At 63.4% G+C, this 19,014-nt stretch carries 24 protein-coding genes; 8 read left to right on the forward strand and 16 right to left on the reverse strand.

Annotated elements, in window-relative coordinates; all coding sequences use genetic code 11:
- Positions 1–81 precede the first annotated feature (81 nt).
- The 3 genes from EN861_RS06955 to EN861_RS06965 all read right to left on the reverse strand — a co-directional run bounded on the left by EN861_RS06955 (position 82) and on the right by EN861_RS06965 (position 2,758).
- A complete protein-coding gene (locus tag EN861_RS06955) occupies positions 82–1,164 on the reverse strand; it encodes a helix-turn-helix transcriptional regulator (RefSeq protein ID WP_127278221.1) in 1,083 nt (360 codons plus the stop codon).
- A gap of 262 nt (positions 1,165–1,426) precedes the next feature.
- A complete protein-coding gene (locus tag EN861_RS06960; protein ID WP_064987068.1) occupies positions 1,427–1,567 on the reverse strand; it encodes a DUF1127 domain-containing protein in 141 nt (46 codons plus the stop codon).
- A 180-nt stretch (positions 1,568–1,747) separates the two neighbouring features.
- The gene (locus EN861_RS06965; protein ID WP_135863127.1) at positions 1,748–2,758 is read right to left on the reverse strand and encodes an NAD(P)H-quinone oxidoreductase; all 1,011 of its coding nucleotides are present in this window, start codon (positions 2,756–2,758) and stop codon (positions 1,748–1,750) included.
- 121 nt (positions 2,759–2,879) lie between these two features.
- Here EN861_RS06965 and EN861_RS06970 point away from each other — a divergent pair, with 121 nt between their 5' ends.
- The 3 genes from EN861_RS06970 to EN861_RS06980 all read left to right on the forward strand — a co-directional run bounded on the left by EN861_RS06970 (position 2,880) and on the right by EN861_RS06980 (position 4,705).
- Positions 2,880–3,074, forward strand: coding sequence for a DUF1192 domain-containing protein (locus EN861_RS06970; RefSeq protein ID WP_027141877.1), 195 nt, complete (start codon positions 2,880–2,882; stop codon positions 3,072–3,074).
- Positions 3,075–3,162: 88 nt separating this feature from the next.
- A complete protein-coding gene (locus EN861_RS06975; RefSeq protein ID WP_127278219.1) occupies positions 3,163–4,410 on the forward strand; it encodes an MFS transporter in 1,248 nt (415 codons plus the stop codon).
- A 31-nt stretch (positions 4,411–4,441) separates the two neighbouring features.
- Positions 4,442–4,705 (forward strand): metalloregulator ArsR/SmtB family transcription factor, encoded by a 264-nt coding sequence (locus tag EN861_RS06980; RefSeq protein WP_019861642.1) that lies wholly within the window; start codon positions 4,442–4,444, stop codon positions 4,703–4,705.
- A 32-nt stretch (positions 4,706–4,737) separates the two neighbouring features.
- On the opposite strand, the gene EN861_RS06985 is transcribed toward EN861_RS06980, so the two are convergent.
- From EN861_RS06985 to EN861_RS07005, 4 genes are all read right to left on the reverse strand, one after another.
- On the reverse strand, positions 4,738–5,148 hold the full coding sequence (locus tag EN861_RS06985; RefSeq protein ID WP_245464356.1) for an SRPBCC family protein: 411 nt from the start codon (positions 5,146–5,148) through the stop codon (positions 4,738–4,740).
- A gap of 219 nt (positions 5,149–5,367) precedes the next feature.
- Positions 5,368–5,691, reverse strand: a complete 324-nt coding sequence (locus tag EN861_RS06995; protein ID WP_127278217.1) for a metalloregulator ArsR/SmtB family transcription factor — start codon at positions 5,689–5,691, stop codon at positions 5,368–5,370.
- Positions 5,692–5,696: 5 nt separating this feature from the next.
- Positions 5,697–6,353 (reverse strand): glutathione S-transferase family protein, encoded by a 657-nt coding sequence (locus EN861_RS07000; protein WP_127278216.1) that lies wholly within the window; start codon positions 6,351–6,353, stop codon positions 5,697–5,699.
- 89 nt (positions 6,354–6,442) lie between these two features.
- Positions 6,443–7,279, reverse strand: coding sequence for an alpha/beta hydrolase (locus EN861_RS07005; protein WP_135863131.1), 837 nt, complete (start codon positions 7,277–7,279; stop codon positions 6,443–6,445).
- Positions 7,280–7,374: 95 nt separating this feature from the next.
- Between EN861_RS07005 and EN861_RS07010 the strand changes: the two genes are divergently transcribed.
- From EN861_RS07010 to EN861_RS07020, 3 genes are all read left to right on the forward strand, one after another.
- On the forward strand, positions 7,375–7,896 hold the full coding sequence (locus EN861_RS07010) for a helix-turn-helix domain-containing protein (RefSeq protein ID WP_027141872.1): 522 nt from the start codon (positions 7,375–7,377) through the stop codon (positions 7,894–7,896).
- A 76-nt stretch (positions 7,897–7,972) separates the two neighbouring features.
- The gene (locus tag EN861_RS07015; RefSeq protein WP_135863133.1) at positions 7,973–8,206 is read left to right on the forward strand and encodes a hypothetical protein; all 234 of its coding nucleotides are present in this window, start codon (positions 7,973–7,975) and stop codon (positions 8,204–8,206) included.
- Positions 8,207–8,367: 161 nt separating this feature from the next.
- Positions 8,368–8,799 carry a heme-binding protein gene (locus tag EN861_RS07020; RefSeq protein ID WP_127278212.1) on the forward strand — a complete coding sequence of 144 codons (432 nt, stop codon included), beginning with the start codon at positions 8,368–8,370 and terminating at the stop codon, positions 8,797–8,799.
- 3 nt (positions 8,800–8,802) lie between these two features.
- Here EN861_RS07020 and EN861_RS07025 read toward each other — a convergent pair whose 3' ends face one another.
- The 8 genes from EN861_RS07025 to EN861_RS07060 all read right to left on the reverse strand — a co-directional run bounded on the left by EN861_RS07025 (position 8,803) and on the right by EN861_RS07060 (position 14,576).
- Positions 8,803–9,204: a hypothetical protein gene (locus EN861_RS07025; RefSeq protein WP_127278211.1), complete on the reverse strand. Its 402-nt coding sequence runs from the start codon at positions 9,202–9,204 to the stop codon at positions 8,803–8,805.
- Between the two features lie 154 nt (positions 9,205–9,358).
- The gene (locus EN861_RS07030) at positions 9,359–10,312 is read right to left on the reverse strand and encodes an agmatinase (RefSeq protein ID WP_135863136.1); all 954 of its coding nucleotides are present in this window, start codon (positions 10,310–10,312) and stop codon (positions 9,359–9,361) included.
- A gap of 32 nt (positions 10,313–10,344) precedes the next feature.
- Positions 10,345–11,019: an amino acid ABC transporter permease gene (locus tag EN861_RS07035; RefSeq protein WP_135863138.1), complete on the reverse strand. Its 675-nt coding sequence runs from the start codon at positions 11,017–11,019 to the stop codon at positions 10,345–10,347.
- On the reverse strand, positions 11,016–11,675 hold the full coding sequence (locus tag EN861_RS07040) for an amino acid ABC transporter permease (RefSeq protein WP_135863140.1): 660 nt from the start codon (positions 11,673–11,675) through the stop codon (positions 11,016–11,018). Before EN861_RS07040 ends, EN861_RS07035 begins: the two co-directional genes overlap by 4 nt.
- A 93-nt stretch (positions 11,676–11,768) precedes the next feature.
- Positions 11,769–12,626 (reverse strand): transporter substrate-binding domain-containing protein, encoded by an 858-nt coding sequence (locus EN861_RS07045; protein WP_135863142.1) that lies wholly within the window; start codon positions 12,624–12,626, stop codon positions 11,769–11,771.
- A 5-nt stretch (positions 12,627–12,631) separates the two neighbouring features.
- Positions 12,632–13,123: an Lrp/AsnC family transcriptional regulator gene (locus EN861_RS07050; RefSeq protein WP_189343579.1), complete on the reverse strand. Its 492-nt coding sequence runs from the start codon at positions 13,121–13,123 to the stop codon at positions 12,632–12,634.
- Positions 13,124–13,490: 367 nt separating this feature from the next.
- The gene (gene rpmF / locus EN861_RS07055) at positions 13,491–13,673 is read right to left on the reverse strand and encodes a 50S ribosomal protein L32 (protein WP_008834724.1); all 183 of its coding nucleotides are present in this window, start codon (positions 13,671–13,673) and stop codon (positions 13,491–13,493) included.
- A gap of 141 nt (positions 13,674–13,814) precedes the next feature.
- Positions 13,815–14,576, reverse strand: coding sequence for a transglycosylase domain-containing protein (locus EN861_RS07060; RefSeq protein ID WP_135863146.1), 762 nt, complete (start codon positions 14,574–14,576; stop codon positions 13,815–13,817).
- A gap of 222 nt (positions 14,577–14,798) precedes the next feature.
- Between EN861_RS07060 and EN861_RS07065 the strand changes: the two genes are divergently transcribed.
- The gene (locus tag EN861_RS07065) at positions 14,799–15,716 is read left to right on the forward strand and encodes a polyprenyl synthetase family protein (protein ID WP_135863148.1); all 918 of its coding nucleotides are present in this window, start codon (positions 14,799–14,801) and stop codon (positions 15,714–15,716) included.
- 172 nt (positions 15,717–15,888) lie between these two features.
- Positions 15,889–18,222: a response regulator gene (locus EN861_RS07070; protein ID WP_135863150.1), complete on the forward strand. Its 2,334-nt coding sequence runs from the start codon at positions 15,889–15,891 to the stop codon at positions 18,220–18,222.
- A gap of 14 nt (positions 18,223–18,236) precedes the next feature.
- Here EN861_RS07070 and EN861_RS07075 read toward each other — a convergent pair whose 3' ends face one another.
- Entirely contained in the window at positions 18,237–19,001 is a 765-nt protein-coding gene (locus tag EN861_RS07075; RefSeq protein ID WP_135863152.1) for a Stf0 family sulfotransferase, read from the reverse strand.
- Between the last annotated feature and the right edge of the window lie 13 nt (positions 19,002–19,014).

Consider the following 19,014-nt stretch of genomic DNA (forward strand, 5'->3'; position numbering starts at 1 on the left):
GAAATTCGGGGCCTGTATAGCCGTTCCCTGCCCGCTTCGCAATGTTTTTGGAAAAGCCCGCAGAAAACCGCGAACCGGCGGTTACCGGAACGGCTCCGTGCCCTTGAGCAGAGCGACAAGCTGGCTCTGTTGGCGTGTTCCTGTCTTGGCGAATATCCGTTCGAGGTAGGTTCGCCCGGTCTTCACGGTGATGTTGGCACTTGCCGCCGCCTCCGCCAGTGTTCGCCCTTGCGAAAGTGCCGAGGCCAGGCGCGCCTCGGCTGGCGTCAGGTCGAACAGTCCGGCAAGCAGCGTTGGCGATGGCACCATGGAACTGGCGTTCACCGCCGTCGCCGCGACCAGGATGTCGGCGCCCGAGAATATCTCGTGGGCGGAACGGCGCAGCGGCAGGACATGAAGGATCAGTGGCGACCTGTCGGCGGCGGCCGAAACCGGGATGGACCGGACCGAGGGTTCGGCGGCCCCGCGTGCGGCGACGACGGCCTGCTGAAACAGGCGATTGGCATCCGCATCGACGATTGCCATGCCGCCAAAGGCGACCGGCAGGAAGATCGAGCCCATGCTCTCGAACAGCAGATTGGCGGCGAGCACATGCCCCCTCGATGAGAGGATGGCCGCCGGCAGCCCCATGGCCGTCATGGCGGCAACGGTTCCCTTGGCCCGCTCCAGGCCAAGCCGCGCGGCGATCAAGCTGGCGCGCGCCATGGCCGGCCGCAAACCGTCGAGAATGTCGAAGCTGCCGGCGTCGTAGCGGCCCTCGCCAAGCCTTCGCTGGAAGACGAAGATGGCCAGTTCGCCGCTCGGCATCGGGATGGCGGTGCAGGTATGCGCGCCAATCCCAAGCGCGCGCAGGCGGACCCGGATGGGATCGTTCTCGATTTCCTCGGCTGTCAGGAAACTCTCGACATCGACGAAACTGGCCGGCTGCACCGCGCACATGCGCGAGACCGCCGTGGAGAACTGCAGCGTATCGCCCAGGAGGAATTCATTCAGCAAGTCCTGCAGCAGCGGGACCGTCCTTCCGCGCACCGGCTGCTCATCGGCAAACAGGAACACGGCGCCGCCCACTGAGGCGGAGGCTCTATTTATGCCATCCAGCACCTCCGGCCACAGGTCCGGAACGAAAGCAGCCTCGTAGATCTTGTCGGTAAGATCATCCAACATGGGCGTGGAAGCCTTCGTCGATGCCTGCCCTGCCAGCCACGCGCTCACGCGGCAACCGGTCCCCATCCGTCAAGATGCCATGCTGAAAACAGAGGTCAAGCCGCCTGGTGCTTGACACGGGTGACGGCGGCTCACGCCGACTGGCACCCCAAAAGACAAAACCCGCCGGACAGGGTCCAGCGGGTTCGGAACCGGCGACGAACAAGGCGTCTGCGTCGGCTCTACATTGCGACCCTGCCTTCCGGCGAGGTCGCGCTTGCAATCAGATCGCCTGACGGGCGATCCTTTCGATGTCGGCGCGGTTGATGCCGAGGTCGCTGAGCTGACGTGCGTTGAGGCGGTTCAATTCGCGAACGGTCTCGTTGTACATGCGCCAGTTACGGAAAGCGCGGATCGGGTTCATGGTAGTCCTCCTGAATTGGGTTCGTTTCGATGATGCTCAAATAGTGATCATCGATGAGGACTTGAACGGCTGATTTTGCATAGCAATGATGCAAATGCTGCATTGCACCATTAAGATTCTGTTCATCTTGCAGGCAAGGCGGGCGCCCGGGGACGGTGTCGAGATTTAGGGGATACGGGCCTAGCCTACGTCGAGCACGATCTTGCCGATATGATCCCCTTCCTCCATCCGCTCATGCGCGCGCCAGGCATCGGTGAGCGGGTAGATCATGTCCATGACCGGCGCCACCTTGCGCGTGCCCAGCAGCGGCCACACCTGCGCCTCCAACGCGGCCGCGATCGCTGCCTTGAATTCCACGGTGCGGGGCCTCAGCGTCGAACCCGTATGGGTCAGCCGCTTGACCATGATCTTGGAAAAGTCGGCGCTCGCCACAGCACCTGCCTGGACGGCGATCTGCACGATGCGGCCCTCGATCGCGGCGGCCTCGTAGTTGCGCTGGACATAGTCGCCGCCGACCATGTCGAGGATGACGTTGGCGCCTCGGCCTTCGGTCGCCTCCTTGACCGCGGCGACGAAATCCTGCTCGCGGTAATTGATCGCGCGGTCGGCGCCAATCTTCAGGCACGCGTCGCATTTCTCCTTCGATCCAGCGGTGGTGATGACATAGGCGCCGAAGGCCGAGGCGAGTTGGATCGCCGTGGTGCCGATGCCGGACGAGCCGCCATGGACGAGCAGCGTCTCACCCTTCTTCAGTCCGCCGCGCTCGAAGACATTGTGCCAGACGGTGAAGTAGTTCTCCGGCACCGCCGCCGCTTCGGTATGGGTGAAGCCCGCCGGCAGCGGCAAAACGCTGCCTGCGTGAACCCTTACATATTCGGCGTAGGCGCCGCCGGGCGTGAGTGCGCAGACCCGGTCGCCGATGCGCCAGCGCGATATCTCGTCGCCAAGGGCCGCCACCTCACCCGATGCTTCGAGGCCGGGGAGGTCCGATGCGCCGGGGGGTGGCGGATAGGCACCCTTGCGTTGCTGGACGTCGGGCCGGTTGACGCCTGCGGCATGGACCTTGATCAGGATTTCTTCGGGGCCGGGCAGCGGCACGTCGCGCGTTTCCGGCTTCAGCACCCGGGGACCGCCCGGCTCCGAAATCGCGATCGCCGTCATCCGTGCCGGAATTTTCTGTCCGCTCGCCATGAAGTTTCCCGTCTTTCCTAGCCGGCTTTTACCGGCTGTTTGCATCGATGCCCCTGCCCTATGTATGCTGATTGCCAAATCAGGCAAATGGCCAATCTGGTCTGGCGTAGGAGGAGCGACGATGGCGATCTTCGACGACGAACCCAAGAAGAAGGCACGCCCGCACGAGATCGGGCAAGACCTGTCGCTGCTTTCCGTCGGTGAACTGTCCGAGCGCATCGGCATCCTGCGCGACGAGATCGCCCGGCTGGAGGCCGAACTCAAGACCAAGGACAACACCAAGTCGGCGGCCGAGGCGCTGTTCCGCCGCGGATAATTCGCTGAGGTAACCGTTCGCCGCCGAAAAGCCCGAATGCGACTGTCTTCAAACCTGCGCCCCTCCCAGCCCTCAGCCGGATCAAAAAATGCTCGCAGCCTACAGACCGATCCTTTCCCTGCTCCGCGGCACCGCCTTCCTTCTGGCGGCATCGGGACTGCACGGGCTGCTGTTGCCCCTGCGCGGCCAGTTGGAAGGGTTCTCGACCGCTTCGCTCGGCCTGATGGGCACGGCCTGGGCCGGCGGCTTCGTCACCGGCTGCTTCTTTGCGCCGCGCATCGTGCGCCGTGCCGGGCATGTGCGCGCCTTCGGCGCCTTTGCCGCGTCCGGCGCCATCGTGGCGCTGCTGACGGGCCTGGTCATCGACGAATATGTCTGGATCCTGCTGCGTGCCTTCACCGGTTTCACCATGGCCGGCGCCTTCATGGTCATCGAGAGCTGGCTGAACGAGAAGGCGACCAACGAGAACCGTGGCACCGTCTTCGGCCTCTATATGATGGTCACCTATGCCTCGATCATGGGCGGACAGATGATCGTCGCCGGCGGCGACGTGAAATCGGCGTCGCTGTTCATGATCACCGGCATCCTGTTCTGCTTGTCGCTTCTGCCGACAGCGGTTTCGAGCGCTTCCCTCCCGAAGCCGCTGCAGGACGTCAAGCTCGACGTCAGGGGGCTCTACGCCAACTCGCCGGTGTCGGCGATCGCCTGCCTCTTGATCGGCATCGCCAACGGCGCCTGGGGCACGCTCGGCGCGGTCTACGGTGCCCGCGTCGGCATCTCCACCGCCGAGATCGCCTTGATGATGAGCCTGGTGGTCGTCGCCGGTGCCGCCATGCAGCTTCCGGCCGGGCGTCTCTCCGACAAGACCGACCGCCGTTTCGTGCTGGCCGGTGCTGCCTTCGGCGCGGCGCTGTTTGCGCTTCTCATCTTCCTGTTCGAGCCGCGCTCAGCAGTCTTCGTCCTCGTCTTCACCGCCGCCTACGGCGCTTTCGCCTACACGCTCTATTCGATTGCCGTGGCGCATGCCAACGACCACGCCCGCTCCGAGGATTTCGTCAAGGTATCGGGTGGCCTGCTGCTGCTTTACGGCTTCGGCACCATGATCGGGCCGTTGCTGGCCGCCGCCCTGATGGGCTGGATGCGCCCGGAGGGCCTGTTCCTGGCGACCGCATTGGCGCATCTGTCCCTGGCGGGTTACACGCTGCTGCGCATCAGCCGCCGCGCTCCGGTGCCGATCGAGGATCGCGACGCCTTCAAGACGCAGCCGGCTGACCGTTCGGTGACCCCCGAAGCATTGCGGCTCGATCCGAGAAGAAAAGCAGAAGCAAACAGTTGAGATTTGAAAAACTTTGCCTCACAAATGAGGCATGATGTTTTCCGACGCCTTCATGGCGATCGCCGACCCCAATCGGCGCCATCTTCTGGAAGAACTTCGACGCGGTCCGAAGACCGTCAACGAATTGGCGTCCGGACTGCCAGTCTCCCGCCCGGCCGTATCACAGCATCTGAAAGTGTTGCTCGACGCCGGGCTGGTCAACGCCAAGGCTGAAGGCACGCGGCGTGTCTATACGGTGAGCAATGCCGGCTTCCTGAGACTCAACATCTGGCTCGATCAATTCTGGGAAGCCTGATCGTTTCTGCCTGCGGCACTTGAGCTACCCGGTCAGGATTGCGAACTCACGAAGGCGCCGAGCGCGTCGAGCAGTTCGCCCGTTCCATGCTCGCGCGTGGCTGAGGTGTCGTGGCCGTCGAAGAATGCGCCCTGCTCCGTCATCACAAGCCGCGTGCCGCCGCTTTCCGCCACAAATTCGATCGTCGCCAGCGACACCGAAACGCGGGTTTCGCCGAACAGCAGCTCATAGCTGTAAACGATGCGCTCGTCCGGCACGATGTCCTGATAGACCGCGTTGAAGAAATGCATTTGCCCGTCGTTCGGGCAGCCGGCATTGACCTCCTTGCCGCCGACGCGGAAGTCCATTTCGTGCCGGGTGGGCACCGGGTCATGGGGATCGACGAACCAGCGCCGCTTGGCATCCGGGCTGCTGAATGCGGAGAAGACTTTCGCCGGTGCCACCGGATAGCTCCGCTCGACGACAAAGGTGGAATGGACAACGGATCGCTCAGTCATGAAACCTTCCTTGGTGGATTGAATTGCCCGGAACGTGACCCTGAAAACCGGAGGCCGGTCTTCGGGAGCATGCTTGAACCCATCACGGCGCGGTCTCCGGCCTGAAAGGCGGCGAAATAGCCGCGCACCAGTTCGGATTTGGTCTTCGACATGACATTTTCCTCTCTAGCTTTCGGCCAGGAAATCGCCGAGCCGATCCAGCCGGCGCTCCCACGAGAGGCGCCGCTCATTGATCCAGTGCTCGGCCGCTCGCAACGCCCTTGGATCGATCTGGCAAGTGCGCACCCGCCCGACCTTCTGCGTGCGCACGAGGCCGCTCGCTTCCAGCAGATTGAGGTGCTGGACGACCGCCGACAGCGACATCGCCAACGGCTCGGCCAGCTGGCTCACCGAGGCGGGGCCGCGTGACAGCCGGTCGACCATCTGCCGCCGCGCCGGATCGGCGAGCGCCTGGAACATCAGGTCGAGTTGGGCGGGATCGTGCAGCATCGCGATCAGCCGTTGTTGTAGGGGAAGAACTTGAAGTAGGGCTGCGCCTCCTCGATCACCCTGATGAAGGCGGCGCGTTGCAGCAAGCGGTCGTGATAGCGCTGCACGGCGGGATATTTGTCGCCGAACGGCTCGACCTTGTTGGCGTAGAAGAGCGCCGGAGACGCCGCGCAATCGGCCATGGTGAAGGCATCGCCTACAGCCCATTCCCTGGACTGCATTTCCTGTTCGATGATGGCATAGGAATTGCGCAACTGGCCGCGCGCCTGTTCGACACCGAATGGATCGGTCTTGTCGAGCGGCCGCAACCTGTCGCCGACGATCTTCTGCATCGGCTCCTGCACATAGAAATCATAGAAGCGGTCGGCCTGACGGACCGCCAGCGCCAGGTCGATGTCGGCGGGAACGAGTTCGACCGGTCCCGGATAGTGCGCGGCCAGATATTCCACGACAATGGTCGATTCCAGCACAGTGCGGTCTCGCGCGTCGTCGCGCAGCGCCGGCATCTTGCCGGTCGGCGAAATCTTCAGGAAGGCCGCGCGTGATTGCTCGTCGCCGAGATCGACAATGACCGGCGCAAAAGGCGTGGCGTTCTCGTAAAGCGCGATCAGCGGCTTCCAGCAGAAGGAAGCCAGCGGATGGAAATGCAGCGTCAGGGACATTCTTGTGCTCGTCTGTTTCTGTGGCAACACTGAAGCATTTGCTTAACTATTGCGGTGAACCTCGCTCGTCAAGGCCCACCCGCGAAGTCTCAGCTGGATCGGACGTGCGCGACGATGGCGGCCTCTATGTCAGGCCAGTCATCCGGATGCAGTTCGTGACCGCCGCCTTCGATGCGAAGCAGTTTCGCGCCGGCAACAGCTTGGGCCAGGGCCTCGCCATGCTCGACCGGAAAGATCGGATCCGACGTGCCGTGGATGACCAGAAGCGGCGCCGCTATTTCGGGCAGGCGGCCCTTCCACTGGTTACCGCCCTTGAGCATGAAATGATTGGTGGCGCTCAGGAAGCCGCCGGACCTGCTGTAATCCCGTTCGATGAACGCTCTCATCCCCGCCTCGTCGAACGGATGGGCGGTGCTGGCGATCGCCCGCGCATCCCTGACCATGAAGTCGATGACCTGGCGGCGATCCGTCCAGTCGACTTTGGCTCCATCGGCCGAATGCTCCAGATAGGCGTCGGTCGTTTTCGGCAGATGCGAAGTGTCGGTCCCCACGGGCGAACTGCTGATCACGGTCAGCGAAGCGACGCGCAAGGGGTGCCTGAGCGCCACGAACTGGGCAATCATGCCGCCCATCGACATTCCCACGACATGCGCCTTGCCGATGCCGCGGCTGTCGAGAGCGGCAATCGCGTCGTCGGCCATGTCGTCGAAAGTGTAGGGCGGCTGTCCCACCGGGTATTTGGTCGACCGGCCGGTGTCGCGATTGTCGTAGCGGATCACGTAGAGGCCGGCATCCGCGAGTTTCCGGCAAAACGCCTCGGGCCACCAAAGCATCGAGGCCATAGCGCCCATGATCAACAGCAGCGCGGGGTCCGCCGGATCGCCAAAGGTTTCGGATATGATCTCGGGACGGTCCTTGGTTGTCATTTGCTGGCCCTCCTCATCTGATTGCATTTTGCAATCGGTTGCACGATAATAAAACCGATACGATAATGCAACTGGTTTTGCGTGGAGAACATCGAATGACCCTCGATCGCCGGTCAGGCTGCCCGATCAACCTCTCGCTCGAGGTGTTCGGCGACCGCTGGAGCCTGATCATCCTGCGCGACATGATTTTTGGCGGCAGGCGGCATTTTCGTGAGTTGCTCAACGGGTCGATGGAAGGCATTGCTTCCAACATCCTCGCCGACCGGCTGAAGCGGCTGATGGAACTCGGCATGTTGACCAAGGCGGACGACCCCAGTCACAAGCAGAAGGCGATCTACAGCCTGACCGAGATGGCCATCACACTGGTGCCCATCCTTGCCCATCTCGGCGCCTGGGGCCGCGTCTGGCTGCCGACCAGCGAGGAGCTGTCGATCCGCGCCGAACTCCTTGAAAAGGGCGGGCCGCCAATGTGGGAGAAATTCATGGCCGAGTTGCGCCATGAGCATCTCGGCACCCCTCTCGATACAGCGCCCGGCCCCTCTGTCCGTGCAACGCTGCGGGCCGCCTATGAAGCGGTGGTTGCCGAAAAGGCCCTCAACGCCAGCCCGGCCGGCTGACCAACTATTTTCCCCGTTGAAAGGCCGGCTCTGCTACAAGGGACGAAAATCACACGTGATGGGATTGGATAGACTCTTGGTTGAGAACTCTAGGGACACTGCCCGCGCGCGTGCCGATCTGCGCTTCAAGAAGCAGGAAGAGGCGGCGACGGTCCGGCAGAAAGCCATGGCCGAGTATGTCGCCGAGAGCGATGCCCGCAAGGCCAAGACCGACAAGCTGCGGGCGCTGCGGCTCGCCAAGGAAGCCGAAGATCTGGCCAACACGCCTGCCGCACCTGCCAAGAAGCCGGCCCGCGCCAAGAAAAAGTAACGTCTCCCCCTCCGCCAATTCCTCGCCCTGAATCGAGCTGTGGTGACGCCACCGGTCAGGCGCCTTCATCCCGCTGCTTCACAGGAAGCAATTTCAACCGAAACCGGGATTGCCTCGCCCGGCTGACCGCCGATGATCGGGCTGTTCAACAGGAGATTGCCATGACCGCGCTGCCGCTCGAAAAAGCCGTCGAGATCATCGATGCCGCCTTCGCCAGGGGCACCGATCTCAAGCTCAAGCCGCTCGGCGTCTCGGTGCTCGACGCCGGCGGGCATCTGGTCGCCTTCCAGCGCCAGGACGGCGCTTCGTTCCTGCGCCCGCAAATGTCGGCCGGCAAGGCCTATGGCGCGCTGGCCATCGGCATGGGCTCGCGCAAGGTCGAGGCCTTCGCCAAGGAACGTCCGCATCTGGTTGCCGGCATTTCCGACGTGTCGGGAGGACGCGTGCTGCCGGTCGCCGGCGGCGTGCTGATCCGCGACAAGGCAGGGAGCATCATCGGCGCCGTCGGTATTTCCGGCGATACATCCGACAATGACGAGGCAGCCGCGATTGCCGGCATCGAAGCCGCCGGCTTCACCGCCGATCCGGGCTGAGCCTCAATTCAAATTGATGTCGCGGCTGGCCGACCGCATCGACACCGCGAACCCGGCCAGCACGTCGAACAGCGCGATGATCATCAGCGTGAAGAAGATGGAGTGCGCGGCACCCTTCACCAGCAGGAACTCGACCAGGAAAGCGACGAAGACCAGCATCGACAGAAGATGGTCCATGATCGAGGCCGTGGTCGTGCGCGCCGACTTCACCATTTCGAGGAACAGGAAGATCAGCCCGATCAGCACAATCAGGTCGCCGAGCGTCATCGAGAACACCCCGCCCGACATCATGCGGAACGAGAAGATCTCACTCGCCCACGGATCGTCGCCGCCGCCGAATATTCCGAGCAGGCCGAGATTGTAGAGCACGAAAGGCACGATCAAAAGCGGGACGGCACCGAACATCTGGCGTCTCCATATGGGGGCACCTTCTGTAGAATGCTCCACAGGCACGGCGTCAAGATTTTTCGTGCGCGGCCGCAAACACGGTCGAAGACCGGATGCAACAACCATGTCAGCCGATTGCCCGGCCGACATGGAACAAACGGGAACTGCAAGCTCAGCGCTTGAAGTAGCCCGCGCGCACGGCGGCGCCGATGACGTTGAGGATGATGTGGCCCGCCGTCATCGAGGTGATCTCGTTGACGTCGCGCGCCGGCGCGATCTCGACGATGTCCATGCCGATGAGGCGCCCCTTGCCGACCAGCCCCTGGATCAGCTCGATCGTCTGGCGGTAGCTGACACCGCCCGGCTGCGGCCCTTCCACCGCCGGCATGACGGCTGGATCCAGCCCGTCGGCGTCGATCGTGAGGTAATAGCGGCCGCCATCCGGAATGCGCTTGAGCAAGGCGGCGGTGCCCATATCCTGCCACTCGTTGGTGGTGATGATGTTGGCGCCATAGGCGCGCGCCGCCTCCACCTCCTCGGTGCGCGCGCTGCCCTGGCCACGGACGCCGACCTGGAAGATATCCTTGATATGCGCCATCTCCGAGGCCCGGCGGATGGTGCTTGAATAGCCTTCCTTGACGCCGTTGACATTGTCGCGCCAGTCGAGATGCGCGTCGAGCTGCACCAGGGTGATCGGGCCTTCACCATCAAGCGCCCTGAAGATCGGGATCGGAATGCCATGGTCGCCGCCGATTGTGATCGGCAGGGCGCCGGCGGCGCGGATCTTGCGGATCGCCGCTTCGGCCCTGCCGTAATGCCCGACATGGTCGGCGGCATTGCCGGGCACGTCACCGACATCGACCACCTTGATATCCTGGCCGGCGAAGACCGGCCCGCCAATGTCGAAATCATAACGGTCGAGCGCCTGGCTGATGCGCTTGGATGCCCGCCGCACCGCCGTCGGCGCATTGGTCTGGTCGTTGATCAGCTCGTCGATCGTATAGGGATCGCCATAGGGCATGCCGATGATGGCCACATCGGCCTTGAGCGTATCGAGATCCTCGACCAGCGGGAAGTTCATGAATGTCTGGAAGACATCGCGCGGCGCGGTGGTGAGCTTGGACATGGGGTCTCCTCTGTGTTGAAGGCTTTTTGGGATCAGGCGCCACGGCGGGCCGCGAGATGGGGCTGCAGCCTGTGCTCCAGGCTGCGCGAGATCGCCGCGACAAGGGCGGTCAGGCCCCAGTACAGCAATGCGATGGCGGTGAAGATCTCCACCGGCGAGAAGGTTCGGCCGATGACGTTCTGAGCCATGTAGGTGAGTTCGGGGACGGTGATCGCCGACAGGATCGCCGATTCCTTGATCAGCGTGATGGTGAGGTTGGTGGCGGCCGGCAAGATATAGCCGAGCACTTGCGGCACCAGGATCTTGCGGAAGATGGTGAGGTAGCGCAGCCCCAGCGCGTAGCCGGCCTCGACCTGGCCCCGCGATATGGACTGGATCGCGCCCCTGATGATTTCGGCGGAATAGGCGCTGGCATAGGCCGACAGCGCGCCGACCGAGACCACGACCGGCGAAAGCCTGATGCCGAACATCGGCAAGGCGTAGAACAACAGGAATATCTGGATCAGGAACGGGATGTTGCGGAACAGCTCGACATAGGCCGAGACGATCGCCGCCGGCAGCCGCCCGCCGCGCAGCCTGACCAGCGCCAGCAAGATGCCGAGAGCGAAGCCCAGCGGCAGGGAGACGGCGCACATCAGCACGGTGTTGCCGAAGCCCTTGGCGAGAATCTGCCAATTGTCGGCGATGACGGAGACGTCGAAGCTCATGCCCGCGCCCCGTCCGCCTTGCGCTCCAGGTGCCTGGTCAGCAGGCTGCAGGAGAACAACACGATGAAGTACAGCACCGCCGCCACGCAGAACGCCTCGACCGGCCGGTAGGTGACGTTCATGATGTTCTGCGCCGTGCGCGTGAGTTCCACCACCGCTATCACCGACAGGATGGACGACGCCTTCACCAGCATGGTGAACTCGTTGACCATCGGCGGAATGACGGCGCGCAAGAGTTGCGGCAGGATGATCTTGAACCAGGTCACGACAGGCTTCAGGCCAAGCGCCTTGGCCGCCTCATACTGGCCTGCGGGAATGCGCGTCAGCCCGGCGCGCAGGATCTCGGCGACGAAGGCCGCGCTGTTGAAGCTGAGCGCCAGCACACCCGCCAGAAGCGGCGGCAGGTCGATGCCGACCAGGCCGGGCAGCACGTAATAGACCACGAAGATCTGCACGATCAGCGGCGTGCCGCGGATGAAGCTGGTGTAGAGCGCGCCTATCCAGCGGACCACGCGCCACCGCGACCGGCCGCAGGCAAGCAGGCCGAAGCCGATCAGCGTGCCGACCAGGAACCCCAGCGCCGAGACCCCGAGCGTGATGGCGGCACCGGTCAGGAATTGCGGCAGAAAGGTCAGCGTCTTTGAAAAATGGAACATTTTTCAGCTCGAACGGAAAAGCATCGTCTGGCGTCGGCGCGGGCGCTATCAGCGGCAGCGCATCGTCCGCGCCGCGCCAGACATGTTCGGGGCTCAGAGTGCGCCGGGCGGCAGATAGCCCTGGTCCGGCGTCTTCATCTCGAAGCCGAACCATTTCAACTGCAGCTCCTTGAGCTTGCCGCTGTCCTTCAGCTCGCCGATCTTGGCGTTGATGAATTCGCGCAGATCCTTGTCCTCAGGCCGCACCACCCAGGAGAGATAGGAGAATTCACCGATCGAGCCGACGACCTTGTAGGTGTCTGGGACGTTCTTCATCAGCACGGCCGCCGAAGGCGAGGCGATGACGATGGCGTCGACCTGGCCCGAGGCGAGCGCGACGTGGGTCTCGGGGAAGGACGTGAAGAGCTTCAGCTCGCCGACCCCCTTGCCGCCCTTGTCCTTGAGCTCCTTGTCATAGGCCTCGATGATGGGCTGCACTGAAGAGGCAAGCTGCGTCGCCACGACCATGCCGTTGATGTCCTCCGGCTTCTTGATGCGTTCCTCGTCCGCGCGCACGACGATGACGTTCTCGAACGAGCCCGTCGGACGCGTATAGGCATATTTCGCCGCCCGCTCGGGATTGATGCCGGTCGAGGTGGCCATGAGATCGAACTTCTTGGCGAGCAGTCCCGGCAGCAGCCCCTGGAACGGCAGGTTGAGCTGGTCGAGCTTCACGCCGAGCTGGCTGACTGCATAGTCCAGAATGTCCTTGTTGTAGCCGACGATCTGGCCGTCGCGCACGAACTCGAACGGTTCGAACGCGGCCTCCGTGCCGACGACGATGGTGCCGCGCTGCTTGATCTGGTCGACTAGACCATCGGCATGGGAGGCGGACGCGAATGACAGGACGAGCGGCGCGGCGGCAAACAGGGACAGGACGCGGCGGCGCGATGCGAAAAAGAACTCACCCATTGTTGTTACCCTCTTTTTTCTTCTGTTTTACTGCGCTGGTAGGCCCGGCCTGAGTGCTTGAACACGCGGCCGATCATGTAGCTCTCGGAATCCTTGATCCCGGGAACGTTCGCCAGTTCGCTGACCAGGAAGTCGTGCAGGCTGGTCGTCGACGGCAATGTAAGCTGGATGATGATGTCGAACGGCCCGGTCATGGCGTAGACGCTGTCGACGAACGAGTATTCCGACAGTTTGCGGGCAACGCTGATGATGTGCTCGCGGTCGACGTCGAGCCCGACGATGGCCGCGATGCCGACATCGCTGCGCAAAGGCCGGACGACCGCCTGGATCGAGATATCCGGATCCTCGAGCACGCGGGCCATCTTGCGCCGCACGGTCGCTTCAGTGACGCCGATGCGCTTGGCGATATCGACACTCGACATCCGCCCGTCGACCTTGAGCTGGGAAAGCACCGCCTGTTCGGTGTCGTCGAGGTCACTCGTGCTGACGAAATCCACATTCATTTCCCCATTTGTGTCGATTTCCGACTATTATTCAGAAAATTGCATAAGAAACCGTACAGAGCAATCCCATATCGATCGAAAAACATCGAGCAGCAGGGGGGCGGTGGCCACCTGCCTCGGCTGCCTCGGCGAGCGTTTGTTCGATTTTGGGAACTTGGCAGTGGCCGGTACTGGGCCACGGTGCGTTCACGCAGGGGCCGACCATCCCCTGAGGATGCACGCCGAAGTCACGTGGAAAGGGAGCAGGCAACGAGATGAACTGCGCCGCTCGAGGCTCGGCGGTCGGAGCATGGGCCGCCAAACGCAAAAAGACCGGCCAGAGGCCGGTCCTTTGTTACTCAAACCCAGGGAAAAGCTGGGCTCAGCTTTCCTTGGGAGTCAGCACCTGGCGACCGCGATACATGCCGGTCTTCAGGTCGATGTGGTGCGGGCGGCGCATTTCGCCGGAATTCTTGTCCTCGACATAGGTCGGGGCCTTGAGGGCGTCGGCCGAGCGGCGCATGCCGCGCTTGGACGGAGAGGTTTTGCGTTTCGGAACGGCCATGGATATGCTCCACTACATGGTCAAAAGCCCCGCCCGCCCTCGTGAAAGGGCCATGTCGGGGCCTAAATCTGAGAAAGTCGGGTGCCTATACACGCCTGACACCGTTTTGGCCAGCGCTGCGGTGAATCTTTTTTGTGCCGGCTAGTCCAGGCAGCCGACATAGGCGCCCGAGCGGCCGGCGCGCCGCTCGATCAGGTTGGCCAGCCGCCTGAGGCCCGGCCCGGGCTTTGCGGGATTGCGGGCGATCGGATTGGGCAGCGTGACGGCGAGAAGGGCCGCCTGCCGTCTGGACAATTGTTTTGCCGGAATGCCGAAATGGTGCTGCGCCGCCGCCTCGATGCCATAGATGCCCGGCCCCCATTCGGCAATGTTGAGATAGATTTCCATGATGCGTCGTTTCGACATCACCGCGTCGAAATAGACGGCCAGCGGCAGCTCTACGACCTTGCGCACCGAGCCCAGCGGCCGCGACCAGAGGAAGAGGTTCTTCACCGTCTGCATGGTGATGGTCGATGCACCGCGCGTCGCCTCGCCGGCCAGCGCATCGTCGACGACGCCCCTGAGCTCGCCGAGATCGACGCCGCGGTGGAAACAGAACTGCCCATCTTCCGACATGATGACCGAATGGGCGAGCACGGGCGCCACGTCATCGATGGACACCCAGCGCCGGTCGTAGCCGGAGAAGGTCGCCAGGTCCTTCAGCATCAGTGTCGACACCGGATGCACGAAGGACGGCAGGTAGAGAAAGGTCAGCACCACCGGGACAAGCGCCAGCACCGCGGCCACGACGATGCCGCGCCGGACCCAGCGCCTGAGATTGCGGCGGTTCACGCCTCGCGATCTCGTCGCCATGTCCAGCTTTTCGGTCTCATGATCGACGATCGGTTCCGCCAAGCCGCCCAACCCGTGCCACGAAGCTCGTCTCGAAACGCGCTCCCGAGGGTCATAAGACGGTGTTTTCGAGCACCGGAGCGGAGCGTACATTCGAGTACGTGAGCACCGGAAGCGCGGAAAATGCCTTCAGATGACCGCAGGAGGTGAGTTTCCAAACGGGCTCTTACCGCTCCGGCATAATGGCGCTTGCCTTCTTGCGCAACGTCTGAGTGTCGGCTACCGGTCCCGGCCATGACGAATGACGACGAAATAGCGTTCGAAATGGCGCTCATCAGACGCGCGGCCGCCGTCGAGGTGATGCTGCGTCGGTTGCTCGACGACCGCCCGCTTTCGGGCGAGATCGCGAGGCCCGATCGCCTGATGGCGGCGATGCGCCATGGCGTGCTGAACGGCGGCAAACGCCTGCGCCCCTTCCTGGTCATGGAAAGTGCTGCCTTGTTTTCCGCCGATGGCGAAGCGGCGCTGCGCGTCGCGGCCGCACTTGAATGCGTGCATTGCTATTCGCTGATCCATGATGACTTGCCGGCGATGGACGACGACGACCTGCGCCGCGGCCAGCCGACCGTGCACAAGGCCTTCGACGAGGCAACCGCGATACTTGCCGGCGACGCACTGCTGACGCTCGCCTTCGACATCCTCGCCGGCGAGGCGACCGCGCTGCCGGCCGAGCGGCGCGCAGCCCTTGTGCTGGCGCTCGCCCGCGCCGCCGGGGCCGGCGGGATGGTCGGCGGCCAGAAGCTCGATCTCGAAGCCGAGCAGGTGCGACCGGACGAGGCCGGCATCATCCGGCTGCAGGCGATGAAGACCGGTGCACTGATCCGTTTCGCCTGCGAGGCGGGTGCGATCTTGGCCGGTGCACGATCGGATGACATGGAAAGGCTGGCCGAGTTCGGTTCGGCGATCGGCCTTGCCTTCCAGCTCGCCGACGACCTGCTGGATTTGACGGCCGACGCCAGGCAGATGGGCAAGGCGACCGGCAAGGATGCCGCCGCGGGCAAGGGTACGCTGGTGGCCTTGCACGGCGCGGATTGGGCTCGCAAGCAGCTCGACGGTCTCGTCGGCCAGGCGCACGCGTTGCTCGAACCCTATGGCGAAAAGGCGGCCCTGCTCAAGGCCGCCGCGACTTTCGTGGCAACCCGCAACAGCTGACGGCAGGCCCCATATCGGGTTGCGCATGGTCGACGGCTCGGCGTCACCGCATCGATCCGATCCGCCGCGTCCCCGCAGCGCATGCATTGACCTGCGGTGCGCCAACGAAATCTTAATGTAAATGAAGCGTAATCCCGACCATTAAAATAATGCGTATGTGTTGGGGTTGCGCATGCCGGAATATTCTTCCTTCATCCGGTCCGTCCGGATACGTTATCTTTCGGGACTGTTGGTTTTCGCGCTGGCTTCGGCCGCCATCATGGTTGCGCTCAATCGCGTCAATTCCTTGCGCCATGAAATCGATGCGCTGAGCAGCAATCTCGTCGTTTTCACCCGCGACCTGCGCAACGCCACCAGCTTCGCCGAGACAACCAGTTCCGCCTGGCGGATCGAGACGCGCGATGCGCTGACGGCTTCGGCGCGCGACCATTCCGAGCGACTGACCGGCGAGATCGAGACGCTGAGCGCCCAGCTCGCCGCGATCCGCCCGCGCCTGTCGGTCAAGACCGTCAACGAGCTGGCGGCCGCTTCCGTCAATGGCGATCTGTTCTGGTCGCCGCGTGACATGGTTCGCAACTTCAACCTGATGTCGGTGGCGCAAAAGACCGATGAATGGAGTTCTCGCGAAATCCGCAACCAGAACGACCTGTTCGTTCAGCCCATGCTGGTGCGTGTCCGCACCGCGATGGACGACGAACGCCATCTGGCGGACGCCTCCGGCGACCGGCTGCTTTTGTGGGCGAGCGGCCTGTTGTTTGCCGTGCTCGCCATCGTTGCCTTCTGGATCTTCCGGCCGATGGAACAGGCGATCCGCCGCGCCTTTGCCCAGTCGGCCGAATCCTTGTTCAAGGCCGAGGCGGCCGACCGTGCCAAGTCGGAATTCCTCGCCAATATGAGCCACGAGATCCGCACCCCGATGAACGGCGTGCTCGGCATGGCCGAATTGCTGGCCAAGACCGAACTGAACCCGCGTCAGAAGACCTTCACCGACGTCATCGTCAAATCGGGCAACGCGCTTCTCACCATCATCAACGACATCCTCGATTTCTCGAAGATCAATGCCGGGCAGCTGACGCTCGATCCTGCCCCCTTCCGTCTCTCGGAAGCGGTGGAGGATGTGGCGACACTGGTCTCGGCACGCGTTGCCGAGAAGAACCTGGAACTCATCGTGCGTGTCGATCCTCGGCTGCCGGCCTATGTCGTCGGCGACGCCGGTCGCTTTCGGCAGATCGTCACCAACCTGGTCGGCAATGCGGTGAAATTCACCGAGAAGGGCCATGTGCTGATCGATGTCGGCGGCGAAACCATCAACGACGTCGTCCAGCTGAAGCTGCGCGTCGAGGACACCGGCATCGGCATCCCGGCCGAGAAATTGCAAAACGTGTTCGAGAAGTTCGCCCAGGTCGACGGGTCTTCGACCCGCCGTCATGAAGGCACCGGCCTCGGGCTTGCCATCGCCGCCCGTCTCGTCGACCTGATGGCCGGCAAGATCGGCGTCGAGAGCGAGATCGGCCGCGGTTCCGTCTTCTGGTTCGCCGTGCCGCTGCCGGTCCACCGTGCCGAGGCGCGCGACGCTGTCGTCCCGGTGGACGTCACCGGCGCGCGCGTGCTGGTCATCGACGACAATCCGGTCAACCGCGAGATCCTGCTCGAACAGCTCAGAAGCTGGAGCTTCGACTGCGCCGCCGCCGAAAGCGGCGCAATGGGCCTCGCCTTCCTCGATCGCGCCTGCCAACTCGGTGCCAGCGTCGACTGCATCATCCTCGACTATCAGATGCCCGGCATGAACGGCGCCGATGTCGCCCGGGCTATCGCCGCCGACAGCCGGCTGTCCGCCATCCCGGTCGTGATCCTGACCTCCGTCGACCAGGTCGATTTCGGCAAGATGATCATCGACTTCGGCATATCGGCGCACCTGACCAAGCCGGCGCGGTCGGCGGTCCTGCTCGGCACCGTCATCTCGGTCATCCAGAAGGCGCGCTCGCAGGTCGGCAAGGCGCAGTTCATTCGCGAACCGGTCCAACCGATGCAGGCGACTCCGGCCTTCACGGTTATCCGTGGCCCCGCGGTACCGGTCGCGACAGTGCCGGAATCGAATGCCGCGCCGAACAGCCCGATCGACATCCTCATCGCCGAGGACAATGACGTGAACCAGATGGTGTTCGGCCAGATCCTCAATGGACTCGGCCTGAGCTACCGCATCGCCGGCAATGGCCGCACCGCGGTCGAGATGTACCGGTCGCTGCATCCGAGGCTGGTTCTGATGGACGTCTCGATGCCGGAAATGAACGGCTACGAGGCAACACGCGCCATCCGGGCGATCGAAGCGGCGTCGGGCGGCCACATCCCGATCATCGGCGTCACCGCGCATGCGCTGAAGGGCGACCGCGACAAGTGCATCGAGGCCGGCATGGACGACTATCTGCCCAAGCCCGTTTCGCCCGATCGCCTCGGCGCCAAGATCGGCACCTGGCTCAGCGAGACGGTGGTGGCCAAGACCGCCTGACCACCACCAACGCCTCAGACGGCCGCGTCCAGATGAAACCGGCGCATCCAGTCCAGGCTTGTCTCGTCGGCGAGCTTCGCGACGCCGGGCCTGACATGCCCGGCATCCGGCGCCGGGACGCCCAGGGCTTCGCAGATGCGCAGCAATGCCACGGCCGGCTCGGCGGCAAGGTGCTCATAGCCGATCCGCAATGGTGCTATGCCCTGTTGTGCGAACCAGATGTTCCAGGCCGTATCATAGGCTTCCAGTTCTTCGACCTCGCCCTTGATGCGCTCGAAATCATAGTGAGGTTCCCTGGCAGGTCCCACCCTTTCGATTTCGGTTCCGTCGGGGGCGATATGCCAAAGACCGGTTTGCCGGGCTTTGACCAGGGAGACGGCCTGCGCGAGTTTGTTTTCGCGCGACAGGTGTATGTAGAGGACTCGGCCAAAGGCTCGTTCGAAACGCGCTGTGTCTGACTCAAGCCCAGGATAGACCTGATCGAGGATCGCCGACAGCTCATCCAGGTTCTCCCGCATCAGGCGCAAGCCGAAAATTTCAGTATCGCCCTTGCCGGCACCGATCGCCGCATTGAGATAGGCAAGCTGGAATTCACGCTCGCCCATCGTGTCGCGATCGGGCAATCCCCAATCCTGCGCCCACTCCGACACATCCTGCCGCCGGTAGAATGAGTGGGGATCACCGGTCGTTCCGGTGGCCGCCAACAGCTTGCACAGCAAGGTGCTGCCGGTTCTGGGCGTGCCGCAGATGATGTATCCGTCGAACATGGGCGCTCGCATGACAGGGCTGCTG

The sequence above is a fragment of the Mesorhizobium sp. M8A.F.Ca.ET.218.01.1.1 genome (assembly GCF_004791165.1).
GTDB lineage: Bacteria > Pseudomonadota > Alphaproteobacteria > Rhizobiales > Rhizobiaceae > Mesorhizobium.

What these genes read in the sequence shown, in the direction of transcription:
- EN861_RS06955 (WP_127278221.1), bottom strand. Translation starts at nt 1,164, where the DNA reads ATGTTGGATGATCTTACCGACAAGATCTACGAGGCTGCTTTCGTTCCG.
- EN861_RS06960 (WP_064987068.1), bottom strand. Translation starts at nt 1,567, where the DNA reads ATGAACCCGATCCGCGCTTTCCGTAACTGGCGCATGTACAACGAGACC.
- EN861_RS06965 (WP_135863127.1), bottom strand. Translation starts at nt 2,758, where the DNA reads ATGGCGAGCGGACAGAAAATTCCGGCACGGATGACGGCGATCGCGATT.
- EN861_RS06970 (WP_027141877.1), top strand. Translation starts at nt 2,880, where the DNA reads ATGGCGATCTTCGACGACGAACCCAAGAAGAAGGCACGCCCGCACGAG.
- EN861_RS06975 (WP_127278219.1), top strand. Translation starts at nt 3,163, where the DNA reads ATGCTCGCAGCCTACAGACCGATCCTTTCCCTGCTCCGCGGCACCGCC.
- EN861_RS06980 (WP_019861642.1), top strand. Translation starts at nt 4,442, where the DNA reads ATGATGTTTTCCGACGCCTTCATGGCGATCGCCGACCCCAATCGGCGC.
- EN861_RS06995 (WP_127278217.1), bottom strand. Translation starts at nt 5,691, where the DNA reads ATGCTGCACGATCCCGCCCAACTCGACCTGATGTTCCAGGCGCTCGCC.
- EN861_RS07000 (WP_127278216.1), bottom strand. Translation starts at nt 6,353, where the DNA reads ATGTCCCTGACGCTGCATTTCCATCCGCTGGCTTCCTTCTGCTGGAAG.
- EN861_RS07005 (WP_135863131.1), bottom strand. Translation starts at nt 7,279, where the DNA reads ATGACAACCAAGGACCGTCCCGAGATCATATCCGAAACCTTTGGCGAT.
- EN861_RS07010 (WP_027141872.1), top strand. Translation starts at nt 7,375, where the DNA reads ATGACCCTCGATCGCCGGTCAGGCTGCCCGATCAACCTCTCGCTCGAG.
- EN861_RS07020 (WP_127278212.1), top strand. Translation starts at nt 8,368, where the DNA reads ATGACCGCGCTGCCGCTCGAAAAAGCCGTCGAGATCATCGATGCCGCC.
- EN861_RS07025 (WP_127278211.1), bottom strand. Translation starts at nt 9,204, where the DNA reads ATGTTCGGTGCCGTCCCGCTTTTGATCGTGCCTTTCGTGCTCTACAAT.
- EN861_RS07030 (WP_135863136.1), bottom strand. Translation starts at nt 10,312, where the DNA reads ATGTCCAAGCTCACCACCGCGCCGCGCGATGTCTTCCAGACATTCATG.
- EN861_RS07035 (WP_135863138.1), bottom strand. Translation starts at nt 11,019, where the DNA reads ATGAGCTTCGACGTCTCCGTCATCGCCGACAATTGGCAGATTCTCGCC.
- EN861_RS07040 (WP_135863140.1), bottom strand. Translation starts at nt 11,675, where the DNA reads ATGTTCCATTTTTCAAAGACGCTGACCTTTCTGCCGCAATTCCTGACC.
- EN861_RS07045 (WP_135863142.1), bottom strand. Translation starts at nt 12,626, where the DNA reads ATGGGTGAGTTCTTTTTCGCATCGCGCCGCCGCGTCCTGTCCCTGTTT.
- rpmF (WP_008834724.1), bottom strand. Translation starts at nt 13,673, where the DNA reads ATGGCCGTTCCGAAACGCAAAACCTCTCCGTCCAAGCGCGGCATGCGC.
- EN861_RS07065 (WP_135863148.1), top strand. Translation starts at nt 14,799, where the DNA reads ATGACGAATGACGACGAAATAGCGTTCGAAATGGCGCTCATCAGACGC.
- EN861_RS07070 (WP_135863150.1), top strand. Translation starts at nt 15,889, where the DNA reads ATGCCGGAATATTCTTCCTTCATCCGGTCCGTCCGGATACGTTATCTT.
- EN861_RS07075 (WP_135863152.1), bottom strand. Translation starts at nt 19,001, where the DNA reads ATGCGAGCGCCCATGTTCGACGGATACATCATCTGCGGCACGCCCAGA.